Source organism: Chryseobacterium sp. SIMBA_028 (assembly GCF_046535285.1).
GTDB lineage: Bacteria > Bacteroidota > Bacteroidia > Flavobacteriales > Weeksellaceae > Chryseobacterium.
This window is the reverse complement of record NZ_JAWRWZ010000012.1, coordinates 35,721-56,151: the sequence shown is the minus strand read 5'-3', so window position 1 is coordinate 56,151 and position 20,431 is coordinate 35,721. Positions and strand designations below refer to the sequence as shown.

At 37.4% G+C, this 20,431-nt stretch carries 20 protein-coding genes; 12 read left to right on the top strand and 8 right to left on the bottom strand.

The features are described from left to right. The first annotated feature begins 58 nt into the window (after positions 1-58). Positions 59-994, top strand: coding sequence for a ketopantoate reductase family protein (locus SCA31_RS16595; RefSeq protein ID WP_410698064.1), 936 nt, complete (start codon positions 59-61; stop codon positions 992-994). A gap of 211 nt (positions 995-1,205) precedes the next feature. On the opposite strand, the gene SCA31_RS16590 is transcribed toward SCA31_RS16595, so the two are convergent. From SCA31_RS16590 to SCA31_RS16565, 6 genes are all read right to left on the bottom strand, one after another. After that, on the bottom strand, positions 1,206-1,553 hold the full coding sequence (locus SCA31_RS16590) for a 4Fe-4S dicluster domain-containing protein (RefSeq protein WP_410698063.1): 348 nt from the start codon (positions 1,551-1,553) through the stop codon (positions 1,206-1,208). 137 nt (positions 1,554-1,690) lie between these two features. Beyond that, positions 1,691-2,014: a 2Fe-2S iron-sulfur cluster-binding protein gene (locus tag SCA31_RS16585; RefSeq protein WP_410698062.1), complete on the bottom strand. Its 324-nt coding sequence runs from the start codon at positions 2,012-2,014 to the stop codon at positions 1,691-1,693. Positions 2,015-2,019: 5 nt separating this feature from the next. Then, complete coding sequence (locus tag SCA31_RS16580; protein ID WP_410698061.1) at positions 2,020-3,072, bottom strand: NAD(P)/FAD-dependent oxidoreductase; 1,053 nt, start codon at positions 3,070-3,072, stop codon at positions 2,020-2,022. A gap of 1 nt (position 3,073) precedes the next feature. Further along, entirely contained in the window at positions 3,074-3,643 is a 570-nt protein-coding gene (locus SCA31_RS16575) for an NADPH-dependent FMN reductase (RefSeq protein WP_410698060.1), read from the bottom strand. Positions 3,644-3,649: 6 nt separating this feature from the next. Next, positions 3,650-4,150, bottom strand: a complete 501-nt coding sequence (locus SCA31_RS16570) for a DUF2480 family protein (protein WP_410698059.1) — start codon at positions 4,148-4,150, stop codon at positions 3,650-3,652. Positions 4,151-4,171: 21 nt separating this feature from the next. Further along, positions 4,172-4,798, bottom strand: coding sequence for a superoxide dismutase (locus SCA31_RS16565; RefSeq protein WP_410698058.1), 627 nt, complete (start codon positions 4,796-4,798; stop codon positions 4,172-4,174). A 194-nt stretch (positions 4,799-4,992) separates the two neighbouring features. Here SCA31_RS16565 and SCA31_RS16560 point away from each other — a divergent pair, with 194 nt between their 5' ends. Further along, positions 4,993-5,613: a helix-turn-helix transcriptional regulator gene (locus SCA31_RS16560; RefSeq protein ID WP_410698056.1), complete on the top strand. Its 621-nt coding sequence runs from the start codon at positions 4,993-4,995 to the stop codon at positions 5,611-5,613. 31 nt (positions 5,614-5,644) lie between these two features. Continuing rightward, the gene (gene hxpB / locus SCA31_RS16555; protein ID WP_410698055.1) at positions 5,645-6,289 is read left to right on the top strand and encodes a hexitol phosphatase HxpB; all 645 of its coding nucleotides are present in this window, start codon (positions 5,645-5,647) and stop codon (positions 6,287-6,289) included. Between the two features lie 34 nt (positions 6,290-6,323). Here the strand turns inward: hxpB and SCA31_RS16550 are convergent, their stop codons facing one another. Then, on the bottom strand, positions 6,324-6,950 hold the full coding sequence (locus SCA31_RS16550; RefSeq protein WP_410698054.1) for an RNA polymerase sigma factor: 627 nt from the start codon (positions 6,948-6,950) through the stop codon (positions 6,324-6,326). A 242-nt stretch (positions 6,951-7,192) separates the two neighbouring features. On the opposite strand from SCA31_RS16550, the gene SCA31_RS16545 reads away from it, so the two are divergent. From SCA31_RS16545 to SCA31_RS16510, 8 genes are all read left to right on the top strand, one after another. Further along, positions 7,193-8,140: a FecR family protein gene (locus SCA31_RS16545; RefSeq protein ID WP_410698053.1), complete on the top strand. Its 948-nt coding sequence runs from the start codon at positions 7,193-7,195 to the stop codon at positions 8,138-8,140. A 57-nt stretch (positions 8,141-8,197) separates the two neighbouring features. Next, complete coding sequence (locus tag SCA31_RS16540; protein ID WP_410698052.1) at positions 8,198-11,479, top strand: TonB-dependent receptor domain-containing protein; 3,282 nt, start codon at positions 8,198-8,200, stop codon at positions 11,477-11,479. A gap of 309 nt (positions 11,480-11,788) precedes the next feature. Then, on the top strand, positions 11,789-13,087 hold the full coding sequence (locus tag SCA31_RS16535) for a hypothetical protein (protein ID WP_410698051.1): 1,299 nt from the start codon (positions 11,789-11,791) through the stop codon (positions 13,085-13,087). A gap of 74 nt (positions 13,088-13,161) precedes the next feature. Beyond that, positions 13,162-14,085, top strand: coding sequence for a choice-of-anchor J domain-containing protein (locus SCA31_RS16530; RefSeq protein WP_410698050.1), 924 nt, complete (start codon positions 13,162-13,164; stop codon positions 14,083-14,085). 179 nt (positions 14,086-14,264) lie between these two features. Then, positions 14,265-15,008, top strand: a complete 744-nt coding sequence (locus tag SCA31_RS16525) for a hypothetical protein (protein ID WP_410698049.1) — start codon at positions 14,265-14,267, stop codon at positions 15,006-15,008. Between the two features lie 6 nt (positions 15,009-15,014). Next, positions 15,015-16,355 (top strand): S41 family peptidase, encoded by a 1,341-nt coding sequence (locus tag SCA31_RS16520; protein WP_410698048.1) that lies wholly within the window; start codon positions 15,015-15,017, stop codon positions 16,353-16,355. A 32-nt stretch (positions 16,356-16,387) separates the two neighbouring features. Beyond that, positions 16,388-16,660, top strand: coding sequence for a hypothetical protein (locus SCA31_RS16515; RefSeq protein WP_410698047.1), 273 nt, complete (start codon positions 16,388-16,390; stop codon positions 16,658-16,660). Positions 16,661-16,727: 67 nt separating this feature from the next. Beyond that, entirely contained in the window at positions 16,728-17,450 is a 723-nt protein-coding gene (locus SCA31_RS16510) for a sterol desaturase family protein (RefSeq protein WP_410698046.1), read from the top strand. Positions 17,451-17,621: 171 nt separating this feature from the next. On the opposite strand, the gene SCA31_RS16505 is transcribed toward SCA31_RS16510, so the two are convergent. Next, positions 17,622-18,044 (bottom strand): MarR family winged helix-turn-helix transcriptional regulator, encoded by a 423-nt coding sequence (locus SCA31_RS16505; protein WP_410698045.1) that lies wholly within the window; start codon positions 18,042-18,044, stop codon positions 17,622-17,624. A 50-nt stretch (positions 18,045-18,094) separates the two neighbouring features. On the opposite strand from SCA31_RS16505, the gene SCA31_RS16500 reads away from it, so the two are divergent. Further along, positions 18,095-20,344, top strand: a complete 2,250-nt coding sequence (locus SCA31_RS16500) for an ATP-binding cassette domain-containing protein (RefSeq protein ID WP_410698044.1) — start codon at positions 18,095-18,097, stop codon at positions 20,342-20,344. The last annotated feature ends 87 nt before the right edge of the window (positions 20,345-20,431 follow it).

Genomic DNA, 20,431 nt, shown 5'->3' with positions numbered 1-20,431 from the left:
TTTCATTTGTCAAGTGATATTTTATCATTTGTCATTCATCTTTGTTAAAAATAATTTAATGAATAAAAAACATATTGTCGTTGTTGGGTTAGGAGGTGTAGGTGGATATTTTGGTTTTAAAATTAATCAGCTTAATGAAGCTTTCGGAAAATATACGGTTTCTTTTGTTGCCAGAGGAGAAACCTATGATAAAGTAAAGGAAAACGGATTGACCTTACTTTCTCCGGAGCATCCCAATGACCGGACACATCCTGATGCTGTTGTAGAACATATCAATGACATTCAGAATCCTGATTTGGTATTGATCTGCGTTAAGGAATATGATCTGGAAAATGTTTGTAAACAGCTTTCTGAGGTCATTCATAAAGATACTGTTTTACTTCCGATGATGAACGGAGCAGATATTTATGACAGAATTCGAAAAGTAATTCCTGATCATGTTATTCTGCCAACCTGCATTTATGTAGCTTCCCATATTAAGGAAAGAGGGACTGTGGAGCATAAAGGAAAGGCCGGGAAGATGATTGTGGGGAGAGATCCTGAACACTTTTCCTGCGATGTGGAATGGGTAACAGATCTGCTTAAGGAAAGTAAAATTGATTTTGATTTTAAAGAAAATTCACTAGCCGATATCTGGACTAAGTTTTTCTTCATAGCAAGCTTTGGAATGGTCACTGCAAAGCATAATTCATCCATTGGAATGGTATGCGCAGATGAAGAACAGAAGCATGAAGCAACAGAGATTATGAAAGAAATAAAATTGATTGCGGATAAAAAAGAAATCCATTTACAGGAAGATATTATAGAGAAAACTTTTGAAAAAGCTTCTACATTTCCGTTTGAAACACCTACCTCTTTACAGTTGGATATTCATTCCGGGAAGAAAGACAATGAACTGGAATTATTTGCCGGAGCGATCTTAAAATATGGAACAGAACTTTATATTGATACTCCTTTTACGCAAAAAATATACAATGAGATAAAAGGAAAATAGGTTTGGGCTAAAGCCAGACGAAGAATTTTTGATATTGAAGGCGGGTTAAAACCCGCCTTTATTTGTTATTAAAATTATAAGGGTGTATCAAGTGAAAACGCATACAAATCATGGAGGTTTTGTAGATATCATTAGTTCTCATTCGTATACAATCAGAGTGTTATTAGTGTTTAAAATTGTGACATTTAATCCGAAATTTAAAATCTAAAAGCTAGGTATGCAAAAACCTCTGCCGGTTCAGTAGGACCTCTTCAGTTTCCCGATGATCAGGATCATCAACGCAACAATCTACCGGACATACGGCTTTACACTGTGGCTCTTCATGAAAACCTTTACATTCAGTGCATTTTCCGGATACAATATAATAAACCTCATCTGAAACAGCCTGATTAAAGGCACTGGCATCTGCCTCTGTACCATCAGGAAATGTCACATTTCCGGAGAGCTTTGTCTTGTCTTGCCAACGCCAGTCAATGGCCCCCTCATAAATAGCTGAATTGGGGCATTCGGGTTCACAGGCCCCACAGTTGATACAGGCATCCGTTATTTTTATAGCCATGTTCTTTATTTTTAAAGTATTTAAAAAAAGGGACTTCTTCAACATTGTACTGTTTTGGAAATCCCTACTAAACTTAATTAAAACAGTTTCAACAATTTATTACATCATAAACTGTGCAAACTTGTATTTTGAATCTGTTAATCTGCTGCGATTTCCACAGAGAGACCATCCATTTGCGCTGTCAGATAAATTTGGCAAGCTAATCTGCTGACTGCATTAGAAGTGAACAGTTCTGAGAGAAGAGCTTCTTCAACATCATTTTTTTCAGGCAATGAGGCCGCTTCACTGAGAATGTAGCAATGGCAGGTGGCACACATAGCCATTCCGTTGCACATAGCCTCCATGGGAAGTTCATAGGCTTTACAGATATCTTTTAAAGTAAGTCCCATCTCCAGCGGACAAATCAGGGTATGTTGAATACCGGTTTGATCCGTTACGGTGATTGTAATTTCATCTTTCATGGTTATTAGTCAATCGTTGCTACTACTTGCTTCTCTGCTTGTTTTTTTGTTCCGTCAAACCCCTCAATACCACTTACTGTAGTATATTTCAGGACAAACTTTTTGTTAGGATTAAGACGTTGATAAATACTTTGGCAGGCAATGGCTGCTTCATGGAATCCACATAGGATCAGCTTCATTTTGTAAGGATAGGTATTGATATCACCTACCGCATAAACCCCAGAAATATTAGTTTGGAAATCTGTGCTATTATCTACCTTAATGGCATTTTTTTCAAGTTCCAGCCCCCATTCTGCTATAGGTCCCAGTTTAGGAACCAATCCAAATAATGGGATTAAATAATCTGTTTTTATAGTTTGGATAAGCCCTTCTTTCTCAATAACAATTTCCTGCAATGAATCCCTTCCTTTCAGTCCAATAACTTCTGCAGGAGTTACCAGATTGATTTTTCCCTCGTGTTTTAATTTTTTCACCTTTTCCACGGAATCCAATGCCCCTCGGAATTCATTTCTCCTGTGAATCAAAGTAAGGGAAGAGGCAATTTCTGCCAAATGTATGGCCCAATCCAATGCAGAATCACCACCACCAGCAATCACTACGTTCTTTCCTGTATAGTCTTCAGGATTTTTAATGAAATAATTTACCCCACGGTCTTCATAAAAAGAAATGTCTTCAAGAGGAGGTTTTTTAGGCTCAAAACTTCCAAGGCCTCCGGCAATAATGACTGCTTTAGCTCTATGTACGGTACCTTTATCAGTAATTACTTCAAAAAGATTTTCTTCCAGTTTCAGAAGGTGCCTGGCTGTTTCATTGAATGTAAAACCTGGCTCAAACTGTTTGATTTGTTCATAAAGATTATCAATCAGTTCACCAGCAAGTACACTGGGAAATCCCGGAATATCAAAAATGGGTTTCTTGGGATATAATTCTGATAACTGGCCTCCCATTTGGGGCAATGCATCTATAATATGGCAACGCATTTTAAGGAGACCGGCTTCAAAAACTGTAAATAACCCTGCAGGGCCGGCACCAATGATCAGTATATCTGTTTCTATCATGTTATGATTGCTTTATTGTAGTTTTTTCTATTTTCTTTGTTGTTGCTATGCTGATAAGTTGATCAAACTTACCGGAATAAAGAGGAGAGATCTGTGTAGGATGATCATTATCAAATAAGGAACCCCTTACAATCGGGACACTAAAAGGAAGTGGCCAGGCCCGTAGTGATTTGGCAATAACATCCATCGCATTGATTCCGTGCATGGCCTGTAAACCATCTGCCCAGCAAACTAATCCTACGGTTTTGTCTGTAAGGTAAGGTTCATAGGTGTTGGCTGTCACTTCCAGCCAGTCGAGGCAATTCTTCATTACCCCCGGAATACTTCCATGATAGATAGGAGCCAGCCAGAAATGAAGATCAGCCCCCAAAAACATTTGAGTCATACGTTCCACAGCCAAAGGCGTTTTGGTAAGGGTGACATCAAATAAAGGAATCCCGGAATCCGCAAGGGTGAAAATATCAGCCTGAACTCCTGATTGTGCAAGACGTTCTGATAAATATTTGGAAATAAGCCCTGAAGTAGACTCCGTTCTTCTTTCCAGTGATCCGTTGAATATGATTGCTTTCATTTTGTTTTATTTTTTGAAAATTACTTTTGGCAAACCTATTTCGCCATACATCAGGCTTTTGACCAAGGGTTTTAGAAGTCCGGTTACCAATAAGTAAAGTGCAGGGGCGTGATGGGTATGCGCTCTAACCACAACTTTTTGATTTTTATAATGTTTTAGATCTGCATAGGTAATCCGGCGTTTCCAGAGATCAAGCAGAATGGTTTCAGCATTGTTTAAATCTACATAAACAGCATAAGGAGATATTTTTTCCATGATGAGCATATAGGCCCACGGCGGAATAATGGCATCAGTAGAACAAATAATCCCCACTGCTTTTTCGTTGTATACAGAATAGTCCACTGCAGCAATTGATTCTTTAAACTCCTTTTCTTTGACAATCATTCCCATAAAAAGATGATCCTTGATATCGAACTCTACAATTTCTGTAGTGGGTTTATAGTCTAAAAAGTCAAAAGCAATAATACCGGAGGCCTCTGCTTTATTGACAAAAGTTTGAGTGTTCATTGTTTGCAATATTTTCTTGTATTATCTTATTTTTGAAAGGGCTTCTTCATATTTTTTTTCTACTGAAGCCCAGTCTAACACAGACCAGAATGAATCCAGATAATCTGCTCTTTTGTTCTGATAAGCTAAGTAGTAAGCATGTTCCCAAACATCTATTCCAAGGATTGGGAAACCTCTGTTCATCGAAAGGACGTCCATCATAGGGCTATCCTGATTAGGGGTAGAACTTATGGCAAGAGAACCATTGAATTTTACAAAAAGCCAAACCCATCCTGAGCCGAATTGTCCAAGACCTGCTTTCTTCATCTCTGCTTTAAGGTTTTCAAGACTTCCGAAAGTTGAAATAATAGCATCATTAAGTTTTCCCTCAGGGTTTAGCTTAGGTTGCGGGGACAAGATTTCCCAAAATAAAGAGTGGTTATAATGACCGCCACCATTATTTCTCACAGCAGGGCTGTATTCACTTATTCTTTGTAGTAATGAATCAAGGTCAGGATTCGTCTCATTGGTTTGCTCCAAAGCAGCATTTAGATTATCCACGTAGGCCTGATGATGGCGTTGATGATGAATAGTCATTGTATTTTTATCTATAAAAGGTTCCAGAGCATCATAAGCATAGGATAGCTGAGGTAGTGTAAATGGTTTCATTGCATTTATTTTTTTGATTAATGTAGGACAAAGGTAATAATATATTTAAATAAAACAACTTTTTAGTTGTTTTATTGAGTGGTCTGATATGAAGGGCAATACTCTGTAAATGATGTGATTAATATTGTAATTTAAAGATTATAGAAAATGACTATATTTGTTGTTGGAAAATAAAACAACCTAAATATTGTCAAATGAAGAAGCCGGCAGCAGACCGCATTCTGATGTTTTTGAAGATGAGAGGAGAAGCCACTGCGCTCCTGATCTCTGAGGAACTGTCCATCACAAAGGAGGGTGCGAGAAAGCATCTACTGAACCTTGCGGAAAACGGATTGATTGAACCTGTCATAAAAAGTGAAGGGGTAGGCCGCCCATCTACCTATTATATCCTTACCGAAAAGGGATTGGCTCAATTTCCGGACACGCATGCAGAAGTAACAGTTCAGCTTCTGAAATCTGTGAAAAATCTTTTAGGAGAAAATGCATTGGATTTACTGATCAGTGATAGAGAAAAAAATACCCATGAACGATATGAAAAGGCTATTTCCAAAACAAAATCTCTGGAACAACGTCTGGAAGTCCTTGCAGAAGCCCGAAGCAAGGAAGGATATATGGCAGAGTGGAAAAAAGAAGGCAATGAATATTTTCTGATTGAAAACCATTGCCCGATATGTGCTGCCGCCACCGAATGCCAGGGGTTCTGTCGTGCTGAGCTCTCCAATTTTCAGTCTCTTATTGGGAAAGATTATACAGTGGAAAGGGTAGATCACATTATTTCCGGAGGGCAGCGTTGTGTTTATAAAATCAGCCAATAGTTATCATTATTTAAATTCATCGGTAAGGAATATGGTTTTAAAAGCAGTAATATTTGACATGGATGGAGTTCTTGTGGACTCGGAGAGATTTTGGGCCAAGGCTGAACTGGATGTTTTTTCTTCCTATGGCGTTCAGATTACGGATGATTTGACCACGCAGACCAAATATATGACCACGAAAGAGGTTACGGAATTCTGGCATGGAAAATTCCCTTGGGAAAATCTGGATGTACCTATTGTAGAGCAGAAAGTGGTCTCTAAGGTTATAGAATTTATACAAGCCGAAGACTGTACCATGTCCGGTATACAGCAATTTATTACAGACCTTAAAAATAAAGATTATAAGATAGGATTAGCGACTAATGCCCCTTTACGGGTGGCAGATGCTGTTCTTGAAAAACTTCAGATACGGGATTTATTTGACAGTGTTCACTCATCGGAATTTGAAGAGCTGGGAAAACCACATCCGGCTGTATATCTTACCTCAGCTAAAAAGCTTGGTGTATCTCCAGAACATTGTATTGCTATTGAAGACAGCCATTCCGGGCTTCGGGCAGCGAAAGGAGCGGGAATGAGAACCATTGTTTTTACCAATGATGATGAAAGCATTAACTTTGATCTGGCAGATTTTAAAATATTGAATTTTAATGCAGGGCTATTGCCTGTTTTTCAGTAATTTAACGACAATATAATGATAATAAACAAGGTTCTTAATACCTTGTCAATATTTCCATCAGCATAAGAATAGATACCAGTTTTTTGGAAGACTTGTATTCCGGATTTAGCTGCTCCCGAACCTCATTGAGGGCTTTACTCAGTTTATTGCTTACCGTTTTATTGCTTATTCCCAAGGCTTCTGCGGTCTCATTTACAGACCTATTCTGCCGGATTCTCATGTCGTATACCTGCTGTTCTGTTGTGGGGAGTTGTGAGACTACTTCATCAATCATAGATAATAAAGCAGAAATTTCATTTTCTTCGATCATTTCAATGTATTCCGTATCAGAAATATTAAGTTCTTCCGGAGTTTCAAACTCATCAATACTCAGTGTTGGAGGTGCTTTTTTATAGCTGTTATAGTAATCGAGAATCCGATAATGAAGGTGACGAAGAAGGTATCCTTTTGCACTTTCAGTTTCGTCTGTTTGTATTGTATCTGGATTTTCAAGGATCTTCATCCAAAGATTTTGAAGAAGTTCCTCAGAAGTTTCCTTATCCTTGGTTCTTACAAAGACAAAGCGATACAAACTATCCCAGTATCGGTCATACAGCAGCGTGAATGCAGGGCGGTCGCCTGATTTTATTTTCTTTAATAAAGTGTAGTCTGTTACATTCATAGGGTTGCAACAAAATTACCTAAAGGAAAATTAACTTTTTGTGAACTTTAATTATGGTAAGGTTAAATATTTCTGTAAAACCGGGCTTAAATATGAAGTTAATGTTGAGTAAATGTAAAGTAAGTTGAAAATAATCCCAAATCTGGCTTTAATATGAATAAAATATTAAGAAATGGCTGGGGAAGTTTTTCATTTTCATCGTCTTATAGATAGAAGTATCTGTGAATACTATGAAATATTTTATGAAACATTTTAACTATAAAAATATTGAGGCCTTTGTTTTCAAGCTCTGGGCACGTGAAGTCTCAGAGGAAGACATTTCTGAAAAAGAAAAGGAACTTTTAGTACAATGGAAGATAAATGCTGAACAAGATCTGGATGCTGTTCATATGAAAGAATCCAAAGAAAGAATCCTTTCCGGTTTGGAGCCTTATTTCAAATCATCAGATACAACTTTTTCTATAGAAAGTTTAAAAAGATATCCCTACCAAATTGCAGCGGCCATCATTCTGCTCTTTTCGTTGGGAGGTCTCTTTACTTATCAAACATTCATTAAGCCGGATATTTATCTGGCTGAATCCGGGAAGCGTATTGTTTATCTGGAAGACGGATCTGTGGTCACATTATTACGGGGTGCAGAGCTTACCGTATCAAAGTCATTCCCTGCCTCTACAAGAGTGGTTAATTTAAAAGGTGATGCTATTTTTTCGGTAGCAAAATCAAAAACACACCCTTTTATTGTGTATGCAGACGGTTTCAGTACCAAGGTATTGGGAACGGTATTTAAAATCTCTCAATCCGGGAAGAAAAAAGCAGTAGATCTTTACGAAGGTAAGGTTGCTGTATCTTCTGCAGGAGTTCCTGTTTCGTTCCTTAAGCCCAATCAGAAATGGACCAACTTCGGGGTTGCTCATACCACTGCTGTTATTTCGTTCGCACCGGATAAAACTTCCGGAAAACAGACTGCTGAGTTATTGTCCTTAAGTTTTAATGATGTGCCTTTAAAAGAAGTGATTACCGTTTTGGAAGGTAATTACAATACTAAAATTTATTATCCGCGGGAAATTGAAAATAAAAAGATCACTGCCGATTTTACGGGAGGAACAGTTGCAGAGAATATTGAATCATTGGCCTTTATATTAGGTTTTGAGGTTCAGAAAAAAGACAATATGTACTTTCTGAAAAAGTAAATCATTAAAAAAATTAAATAATCAGATAACCTTTAATTAAAAAGAGAACACTAACGTATGAGAAGTTTGAAATGTGGTTTTACCATAGCAGCCTTATTTTTTACCGTTGCAGCAGAAGCACAGGAATTGGTTCAGAAAGTTTCATTTTCTGTTCCTGTAAGTCGACCATTGATTGAAGTTTTGGAGGACTTTGCCGGAAAAACAGGAATGAGACTGGCCTATTCAAAGGTAGATATTAAAGAGCTAAAGGTAAAAGGCGTAAAATGTGAAAATTCTACAATCAATGGCTGCCTGAAAGATATTACCAGTGGACTTCCTGTAGTATTCCGATTACATGGAGACCTTATTTCAATAAAGTATGAGGGTAGCTACGTTTCTATACCGGGAAACGGACGTATATCCGGGAAAATAGTAGATGAGGTGGGAAACCCAATTGCAGGAGCAGAAGTTAATATTGCCGGAAAAACGGTAATAACAGACAATAATGGTGACTTTTCAACGGATCTTCCTTCGGGGATCTACAATTTAACGATAAAAGCATCCAAATATAATACGCTTCGGGTAGAAAAACTATCCATCCTTCATAAGGAAACAAATACAGTGTCATTTGCCTTAAACAGGGCTTCTGATAAAATTACAGACATTAAGGAAGTGGTGGTTACGGCCACAAGAAAGGCTGATACCCAGGCAGGATTGTTGGCCCAGCAAAAAAAGGCTGCCCAAATGAGTGATGGGATCTCTGCTGAACAGATTTCGAAAACGCCGGATAATGATGTGGGGGGTACATTGAAAAGGGTAACGGGGATTACTACCATAGACAATAAATACGTTGTAGTCCGGTCTATGGGGGAACGTTGGAATACCGCAGCCATGGATGGAATCAATTTACCAAGTACTGAGGCATATAATCAGAATTTTTCTTTCGATATTATTCCTACGGCAATGGTGGAAAGCGTAGTGGTAAGCAAATCTGCAACCCCTGATATGAATGCCAATTTTGCAGGAGGGTATGTAGAAGTGAGAACAAAGGATATCCCTAACGAGAACTTTACCACGGTAAGCATGGGAACTTCTTATAATGATCAGGCTGCTTTCAAAGATTTTCTTACCCGTAAGCGTGGAAAGTATGATTATTTCGGGTATGATGACGGAACAAGAGATTTTCCAAAGGGACTTGAACCTATGAACTGGAACAATCCAATGTTTTTTGAACAGTCTAAACAATTCACCAATGACAACTTTACAACCTACCGTACAAAAGGGGATATGGGATCTAATATGCAGCTGGCTTTAGGAAGAACATATGCGCTTAAAAACAATAATAAATGGGGTTTTGCAGGTGCTTTTATCATCAGAAACGAACAGAATAAGCTGGATATTGATCATACAGGAAGAGGAAACTGGATGGATACTACCGGCGTACCAGATGCCAACGGAAAAATACCCTTTTATAATTTTAAAAACTCAGGCGCGTCCTATAATTACAATTCCACCATAGCCGGAATGCTCAACTTTGGTTTACAGCTTAATAAAACAAGAATATCATTCCGTAACTCCTACACGCATATTTATGATAATACACTGACAAGGGTTACAGGGTGGAACGAATATTCTAGCGGAAGTGCTCTTCCTGCCAATGCGGAGCTTGCCTATAATTACTTTTACCACGGAGTGATTCCGAATAATGATCCATCACAGATTAAATCTTTAGATGCTCCTTATACAGACAATGCGAATTATCCTGTTTATCAATCTTTTTTACAAAATAAACTGGAAGGAAACCATAAAACAGGAAATATGGAAATCAACTGGTTTGCAGCCAGAACAGGAGTTACTTCAGATACCAAAGATTATACTTTACATCAGGCTTTATACCGTTTCATGGGTAATGAAATCCTAAGCTATCATAATATTAATAATTCCTCAAGTGATTTTGCAAGAGGATATATTGAAAATAAGGAAACTGACTATAATTATGGAGCGTCTTTTAAGCTGAACCTTGACAGGGAGAATTTTAAAAATGATATCAAGGTAGGCTATGCCGGTGCTTCCAAGTTCAATACCAACCAACAACAGAAATTTTTGCTTCGGGTAGATGAAAACAGGGAGGTTTCAAATCCTAGTATTTTAATCATGTATGGGCCTCTTTCCGAATGGTTCAATGGTTCTCACTATGTACCGGGAGGAATCGGATGGCAGACCAGACCTCTTTATAAAAACGAGAAGTATGAGGGAGAGGTTGATCAGCATGCGGCCTATGTGATGTTTGATAACCGTTGGAAAAATAAATTCAGGCTGGTTTGGGGGCTGAGAGCAGAATATTTCAGATATGATCTTATTTCTCAGCAGCTGGACCCTAATGATTCCAGAAATTTTTCCAAATCTGGTATTGATGATAAACCATGGCAATGGATGCCCTCTGCCAATTTTACTTACAGCCCTACCAATAAGATGAATCTGAGACTGGCCTATAGTAAGACGGTTATCCGTCCTCAATTTAATGAAAGAACAGGATTGCCTTATTTTGATCCGATTGCCAATGGACAAATTTTCAATACACAAATGGTTTCTTCTGTGGTCAATAACTATGATTTTAAATTTGAGTGGTTTCCTGGATTAGGTGAAATATTTTCTGCAGGAATATATTATAAAGACATAGATCGTCCCATAGAACGCGAAGGGTATATTTCCAGTGAGGGAAATTTGTATCTGTACAATGGAAATTCAAAGAATGCCAAGCTGAAGGGATTTGAAGTAGAGGTAAGAAAAAACCTGGGCTTTATTATACCGGATTCCTTTCTGTCAAAACTTTTCATAAGCGGAAACTTTACTTACAATGATACTAAAGTAATTGCTTTTAAAGACAGAGAAAAAACAAAGGATGAAGATGCCACCTATGAAGTGGGAAGACCTCTTTACGGACAAACTCCTTATGCCTATAACCTAGGATTGATGTTTGATGGGGAAAGGCTGGGAGCAAGCTTTTTGTACAATGCAAAAGGGGATCAGTATATGACCGTAGGATATGCCTATAGCGGAGAAGAAATACAACGTCCATACGCTGTGGCAGATGCACAGATTTCATATAAATTTTTAAGAAACAGAAATCTAGAACTGAAATTGAATATCAGAAATCTATTCAACAGAGTAAAGGAATATTATAACAATTATAATTCTTATTTGAATCAGAAAGACGGTGGAAGTACGGTAGGAACCTACAGAGAATCCTTGGCACTGTTACCAGGTGCTACCGATAAATATGATAAGGATATTGATAAAATCTTATTCCGTGCCTATAGCGGAAGAATATTTGGGCTAAGTGTAGGGTATACATTTTAATATCTGCCTGCCCAAAATTTAAAAATGAAAAAGAGCTCTTGATATAGAAACGTACAGGTTTCGGCAGCCTGAACATGAACCGGATGAATACTGATGATGCGCACACCAGTACCGGATGAGCAAAAAACCGAACGTTGCTGTTTTTTCCCGGGCAGTAAAGGATTTATGGGAACCTCGGTAGGACAGCCCCTCCTGAAATACCAGATGAATATAAAAAACCAAATCGAAGGAATAGAGAGGTGGATATTCCTAAATATTAAAACTTCCGGTAATAAAATAAATAACCGGGATCTACTAAAAATTATAACAATGAAAAGATTAACTCTAATTGCAGCTGCTGCATTATCCCTTACTGCTTGTCAGAACGACCATTTAGCAGATTCTTCAACTCCTTTCGAAATGAAACCTACTTCTGCTGAATATCTTACAGCTTCTTCACTTCCTGTTACTACTGTAAGTGGAGCAATTATAGGTAACACTACTTGGAGCGGAGTAATAGAGCTTGACGGTACAGTAACCGTTAAAAACGGAGCAACACTTACGATACAGCCGGGTACATTTATCAAAGCTAAACCGAATGCATCAGGAGAAGGTTCTGGAATTTTGGTTATTACAAAATCAGCTAAGATCAATGCTGTGGGTACAGAAGCTCAGCCTATTGTATTTACAAGTTATAAATTGTTGGACGGAGAAGAAACTACAACGGCTACTCCGGGAGATTTCGGAGGAGTTATCCTATTGGGTGATGCGCCTACCAATGTCCCTTTTACAACAACCATTGAAGGGTTAAGCGGTGATGACTATTACTTTGGAGGAACTAACCCTGCTCATAGCGCGGGAACAATGAAATATGTGCGTATTGAATTTGCAGGGTATGATTTCGTAGGAGCTAACTCTGGAAACGAAGTAAACGCATTATCATTAGGAGGTGTTGGAAACGGAACTACTTTAGATCATATTCAGGTTTCTTATGGTCAGGATGATTCTTTCGAATTCTTCGGAGGTACGGTAAATGCTTCCAACTTGGTATCTTTTGCAGCTGAAGATGATAACTTCGATTTTGACAACGGATATACAGGAACAATCACATGTGCATTGTCTTTAGCAGATTACAAATCAGCACACACTGTAAGTGGAGGTTCTCCTGACTCTAACGGTATCGAATTGGATAACAACGCCGGAGGTACTGCTACATCATTGATTACAAATCCTGTGATCAATAATCTTACCATCATTGGGGCAAGAAATGGATTAGCAGGACAAGGACTTGCTTACGAAAATGGTATCCATATCAGAAGAAATGGAAAACTAACATTAAATAATGCCGTAGTTACAGGATATCCGGTAGGGATCAAAGTAGAAGGAACAGGTTCTGAACTTTCTTCAGCTTCTAACCTAACTTCAATCCTTGTACACGGATTCGGAACTTCTGTTACAGGAACAGGAACTGCCGGAATTCCTACTGCAAACCTATTAACGGGAACTCTTGCTTCACTATGGGGAATGAGCCAGCCATTCTTCAACGAAGGACCATGGAATGTTTCTCCTAGAAACTGTGGAAACTTCCAGGGTATTTGGACAAAATATGACTTCTCAGTTCAAGAATAAAACTTAAAAAGCAGGGAAAGAATTCTTGTCTTTCCTTGCTTTTATTCTTCAAAAAAATCTTAATAACAAGTATTATGAAAAAATTAATTTTACTATCTATTGTATTGGTATCCCAGGCTGCGGCTGCACAGTTTCAGATATGGAGCAATTCCTTTGAGACACCTGACGATCTTCAGGGATGGACGATTCATGATTTAAATAATAATGGGAACAAGTGGGTTCAGGGAAAAAATATCTATCATAACGGAACCTCAATGGTATTGGGAACTTCAGGATCACTTCGCTATTCCATAAGCATAGTTCCATCAGGTACTGCGGCTAGTTTCAATACAGAAAATGATTGGATCATTTCGCCCGAGATTGATTTATCCTCAGCCGGAGGAAGTATTATGCTGGCTGCTTTCGTAGCAAGACAGAGAGCAAGTCAGGCTTCTGTTGCCAGAGATCTTTATATCTACGTGAGTACTCCGGAAAAACCGATTCCTGCTTTGTCAGATTTCCAGTCACTTGCTGTAGATGCCAATGGGAATGATCTTCCTAATCCTTATAAAATACAAGGGGGATACACCAATAATCCATTTCCTTCGGATGTTACCCAGTTTGTAGAAAGTATTGTAGATCTGTCTGCTTTTGCAGGAAAGAAAATTTACATAGGTATATGGTCAAACAGAAAAGCATTAGGGAACAATATTCAGAATATTAATATAGATGAAATGGCTATTTATGCTACATTATCTCTAAACACAAAGGATGTAAAAAAGAAAGAAAACCTTACTAAAATAGTAGAAAATCCCGTAAAAGAAAACCTACAGTTACAGCTTAATCCGGCATTGAAAGAAAATATAACAATGGTCAATATCTATAATAGGGCAGGTCAGAAAGTGAGTACCACTCAGTATTCCAAATCTATGAATGTAGCAGACTTATCTACAGGAGTATATATCGTGGAGGTTACTGACGGAAAGATCACAGAAAGGTTGAATTTTATTAAAAAATAATCATTCTTGATTAAAAAAATGATTGTTATAAACACCATGAAATTTTAAATATACAATAATGGATAAAGACTTTGCTAAAAAGCTTTATCCAGAACATATCCAACTAGTTTTTTTATAATTATATATTGCCCTGCTGTAGGGTGGGGCAATATTTTTTAAGTTTTAAAATAATAAAAAAGATGAATAAGATCTTTGCAGTACTATTATTATTTACCATACTGTTTTCCTGTACAGACAATACTGTAATGGAGCGGTATGATACAATACAAAAACCCGGAGATATAACCATCAACGGATATTCCAAACCTGATGTAATTCAGTTGAGATTTAATGGAACTCCTGTATCCATTAACGGAAATACGTCATATACCAATAAAATAGAGACCAACATTCAGTTTGCACAGGATCTGGGAGAAACCAACAAACTGGCAATATATAATAATGAAACAGGAAAGGAAATAGCACAATATAATATCACCTATGATAATATAGATGATTATAAAAAGCTGTATTTCTTCAATTTACCAGGCATCTTCCTGCAAACTTATATCGTAAAGCCTCAGGTAAACCTTGGAAAAGTAGGCTTTGAATTTATTTTTCCGAATCTGGGGGAATTTTCAGGATCATCCTTTAAAAATGTAAAAGGTATTTTAAAAAGAGAAAATGGAGTAGTATTGGCAGAATTTGACAATATTGGAAAAGATAATTTCACAGCAGTGAAAGTCTATAGTTTTTTCAGTTCCACAGCTCCTGTATATCTTGAATTATATAAACCCGGGACTACAGAAGCCTATGCCGGATCCGGAATTATTAAGGTTAAAATAAAGCAGCATATGGGAGCCAATATGATCGTTCTTCAGGAAAAAATGGAAAATGGAACTTGGGGGGTAAAAGGTGACATTGATGTCGCAGAATATTTGTAACCAGCGATGAGAAACTTTTTAAAACTTCAATGCATAGCCATTATAGCCATTCTTGTATCCTGTACCAGCAGTGATGAAAATATTCCTGTATTTCCTGAGGGAAGCACAGAATCCGTCAATGTCTGGGTTCAGGATAGTATGAAGCGCTATTATTACTGGGCAGATCAGATGCCTGCCAAACCTGACTATCATCTTCCCGTTAAAGATTTTTTTAAAAGTCTGCTGTCTTCTCAGGATCGTTTTTCATTTATTGTAGATACCGAAGACTCTTCCAGCTATCCACGTTCCATTAGAAATATGTATGGTTTTGATTATACTGTTCTTCAGCTGGCCAATGGGGAAGTGGTTACGGTCATTAAATTGGTCCTTAAAAATTCTCCTGCATTCAATGCCGGATTGGAACGGGGAATGATGATCACCAAAATTAATGGAAAGACGGTGACAGCTGCCAATGCAGAAACCATTACCGCCTCTATGAAAGATTTTACCGTGTTGGATCTTACCCTAGGAGAGTGGAAAAATGGAAGTATTACGGATGAAAAGGAGGTTAAGGTGTATTATGGCTTATCTCTTGAACAGCCTGTATTAACTAAAATATTTGAAAAAAATGGTAAAAAAATAGGCTACCTTTATATCTATGACTTTCCGGATGGAATGACTTCCGTGTTCAATCAGAAATTTGCAGAATTTAAGGCTGCCGGCGTACAGGAACTGATTCTGGACCTTCGGTACAATTATGGCGGATCTGTATCTGCAGCGGCGGCACTTTGCTCACTGATTCCCTCCGGTATTTCCTCCAATTCACCATTCATACTATTTAAAGGAAATAAAAATGGCGGTCAGGTAAAAAGAACATTTGCCCAGCAGATTGCCTATGATCCAAAGGCTCTTGATTTTAATGTTTTACGCGCCAATGCTCTGGGAATAAATAAAGTCTATATTCTGACCTCAAACAGTACAGCATCAGCGGCAGAAATAGTGATTAATAACTTAAAACCTTATTTGCAGGTTATTCAAATTGGCAATACAACCTTAGGAAAAGATATGGCAGGATTTACAGTAGAAGATAAACGGAAGCCAAAACAGATTTCATGGCAGATTCATCCGGTAATTTACAAAGTATTCAATGCAGATGGATCCGGAGAGTATAGCAACGGAATATTGCCTCAGATCACGGTGAATGAATATGCTGTGTTACCCTTATTACCCTTGGGTGACCCTAACGAAATTCTGATCTCATCTGTTCTTAATGGAGCTTACCTAAAATATGCAAGTCATGATGGTTTCTATAAGGACGTAAAGATTTTGTACCAGAGTGACTTGAATTTTATTCAGGGACAGAAGTAGCCATTCATTTAAGTTTCTTTAAAAATAAAACAATGCAAGGAATAGAACCCAAACTTCACACAAGCCTGATGGGCCGTATGGAATGCTTTCGCGCACTATTACAGGAAGCTATGGACCACTCTGAATCTCAGTCATCTGATATTTTGGTAAAGATTTCGGAACTGGATGAATTGTATGATGATTATTTACTCAACAAAAAGAATTTGGAGAATAGTATTAAAAATTATCGCGAGTATCATAATGACTTAAGGCGAAAGCTCACTGTAAGGCTTCGGGAGCTTAGGAAAAAAGCAAAGGAGAAATGATCAGAATGGCTGATTTTAAAAACGAAATTCATACTTTTATAACATCAAGTTGAAAGATGAAGAGTTTATGAATTTTAATGAAACTGAGCTTTCCGGTTACTTACACTTATTTTGGCAGTTTTCCTGGCCTCAATGGATTATGTTCAGTCTGATCATTAATATTTTTCTGTACCTGTTCTCAATAGGCATATACCTGTTCATTGATAAGACCTGTCGCAAAAGTAAACTGCAGGAACAAGATCATCCTGTTACAAAGGCAGACTTCTATCTTAGCCTGCTTACCATTTTTTGTAATAGTCTTGTAATGCTGATAGGTGTTTTTTTATGGAAGAATGGCTGGATAGAGCTTGAAAATACCCTTTCACCGGTTGGCATTGTTCTGCAAGTAATGGCATTGCTTCTTTTGATGGATCTTCTGATGTATTTTTTTCATTATGCCGCCCATTTACCTTTTGTATATAACCTTTTGCATGGAAAGCATCATGAGCATGTAAGCACCAATTATCTGAGCCTTTTTGTTCTTCATCCCTTTGAAACCATAGGCTTTGGACTGATGATGCTGGTGCTACTGATGGCTTATGACTTTTCTGTCATTTCCATTTCCATTTATCTGCTTATCAATCTCATTTGGGGAACCATAGGACATCTGAACCGGGAGTTTTTTCCTGCTAGTTTTGATAGATTTTTTGTAGGAACAACCAGATTTCATAATCAGCATCATGTGGAGAAAACAAAAAATTTTGGATTTTATACCTCTATCTGGGACAGATTATTTGGAACATATAAATGAGGTTATTTTAGTTTATAAAACAATTTTTTAACCGCAGAGTCCGCAAAGTTTATATTTTCGATAAAATTGGAAGTTATGGAATCTCTCGCAGATTTTTTTGATTAGGCTGATTTTCATTCTGTTCCATTGGTTCATTTCAAAAATATGATTAACTACAAGGAATCTGGAGCATTAAAGTTTGATTTCACTCAAAACCTTGCTTAGCAGATTATTAAAATGTTCAAGTTCAGCCGGACTAAGTATTTTCGTAGTTTGCTGGGTGATTTTTTTTCGGAATGTTTCAGAGTTTTCAACTACAAATTTCCCTTTTTCAGTCACGGAGAGTATGAATTTTCTCCGGTCTGTTTCATCCTGCTTCTGAGTAATAAAATCATTGTTGATGAGGGGTTTCAGCTGCTTTGAAACTGCTGCTGGGGTGATCTTAAAAGCAGAAGAGATCTCTTTTCCTGTTGACCCTTTTTTACGAAGAATAAATTCGATGATATTGTAATGAGAGGCTGTTATTCCGTTAATATCCCCTCTATTCATATGAGCAATAATAAGACATTGGAAATCGGTAAATGTATCAAAAAATTTTTTTTCAGTTGGCTTCATGGAATAAATTAATTAACTTAGTTAACTTTTAACAAAGTTAATGATTTAAAATGGAAAACATAGAAATTACCCATGCAAGACAGAATAATCTCAAAAATATTTCCATAAAAATACCAAAATATAAGATCGTAGTTTTTACAGGAGTATCAGGTTCGGGGAAATCTTCTCTGGTATTTGAGACTATAGGAGCGGAGGCACAGCGGCAGATTAATGAAACACAGAACAGTTTTATCAGAAACCGATTGCAGCATTACGGTATCCCGGATGTAGATAAAATTGAAAATCTGAATGTTCCTATTATCATCAATCAGAAGAGACTGGGAGGAAATGCACGTTCTACTGTAGGAACTGCTGTAGATGTTTATGTTTCTCTGAGGCTTTTATTTTCAAGAATGGGACATCCCTTTGTAGGGTATTCCAATGTATTTTCATTCAATAACCCACAGGGAATGTGTCCGGAATGTGAAGGGTTGGGGTTTGTACAGACAGTAGATGTTAATACCCTGATTAATCAAAAGAAATCATTAAATGAGGGAGCTATTCAATTTCCAACCTTTCAGCCCGGAGGATGGCGTTTAACAAGATATACACAGTCTGGCTATTTTGATAATGATAAAAAGTTGAAAGATTTTACTTCCCAGGAATTAGACCTCCTGTTATATGCCTCTGAACATAAACCGAAACATCCGGATAAAAATTGGGGAAAAACCGTAAAATACGAAGGAATTATTCCCAGGATTGAAAAAACATTTCTTAAAAAAGATTCCAAAGAAAATCTGACAAGAAAAGATGCCTTGCGTAATGTAGTGGTTACAAAAACCTGCCCATCCTGTCATGGAAAACGCTTGAATGAAAGGATTTTAAGTTGTGAAATCAAAGGGAAAAATATTGCAGACTGTACAGCACTTTCCATTGATGAGTTATTGGAGTTTATCAACAGTCTGGAATCAGAAGCTTATGAAGTCATTATTCAAGAACTTTCCGGAAAGCTGCAGAATATCATTGATATCGGTTTACAGTATTTGACCCTGGACCGAAGTACCAATACACTTTCAGGAGGGGAATCTCAACGGATAAAAATGGTAAAAAGTTTGGGAAACCGCCTGGTAGACTTACTCTATATCTTTGATGAGCCAAGTATTGGTTTACACCCCAAGGACCTTGAAAATATTAATCACATGATACAACAGATCAAGGATAAAGGCAATTCTGTTTTGATCGTGGAGCATGATCCGGATCTTATTAAGAAAGCAGATTGGATCATAGATATGGGGCCGGGCTCAGGAAAAAATGGGGGTGAAGTGATCTATGAAGGGGATTTCATCAATTTAAAAAATTCTAAAGGAAAAACAGGGTCTTATTTTAAGAAAAAGGCTGCTATTAAAGACCTTTACCGAAAGCCTAAAGGTTATCTTGAGATCAGAAATGCTAGTCTTCATAACCTTAAAAATATAAGTGTCAATATTCCGGTAGGGGTTATGACTGTTATCACCGGTGTCGCAGGTTCCGGAAAAAGTACTTTAATTAACCATGTTCTACCTGCGTTTTATCAGGATTTAACTGTGATAGACCAGTCTTTGTTTACAGCAAGTAGCCGCTCTAATCTTTTAACCTACTTAAACCTTTCCGATACGGTCCGAAAACTATTCTCAGAATGTAATCATGTTTCGGAAAAGCTTTTTAGCAGGAATAGTGAAGGGGCATGTAAAAATTGCAAAGGATTGGGAGTGGAAAAAATAGATCTGGCTTTTATGGATGATATTGAGCAGCCATGTGAAGTATGTGGAGGTTCTGGTTTTGATCCGAAAGTTCTTCCCTACCAATATCATCATCAAAATATTGTAGAAGTGATGAATATGACGGTAGTAGAGGCAAAGGATTTTTTTTCAGATAAAAATATTATCAAAAACATTGATCTGCTGATAAAGCTGGGTCTGGATTATCTGACATTAGGGCAGCGGCTGGATAGCTTTTCGGGAGGCGAAAGACAACGTTTGAAACTCACCAGAGAACTAAAGAATACGAATCAGATTATTGTGCTGGATGAGCCAAGCACAGGGCTCCATCCAAGTGATACTCAAAAACTACTGTCTTTTTTTAATAATCTTGTAGACCAGAATAATACATTAATCGTTATAGAACATAATCTGGACATCATTGCTCAGGCTGACTGGATCATTGATATCGGTCCTGGTGCCGGAAAATTTGGTGGAAAAGTTCTTTTTGAAGGAACCCCTGAAAAATTATTGGAAAATAATATATCCTATACTGCTGAATTTCTGAGAAAACATATTGAATAAAATAAACCATTAAGATCGTTGAAGAGAATAAGAAAAGGTAAGATTAAATCTTTCGATTTTAGATAAATTTCAATCTTCAAGCGAAAC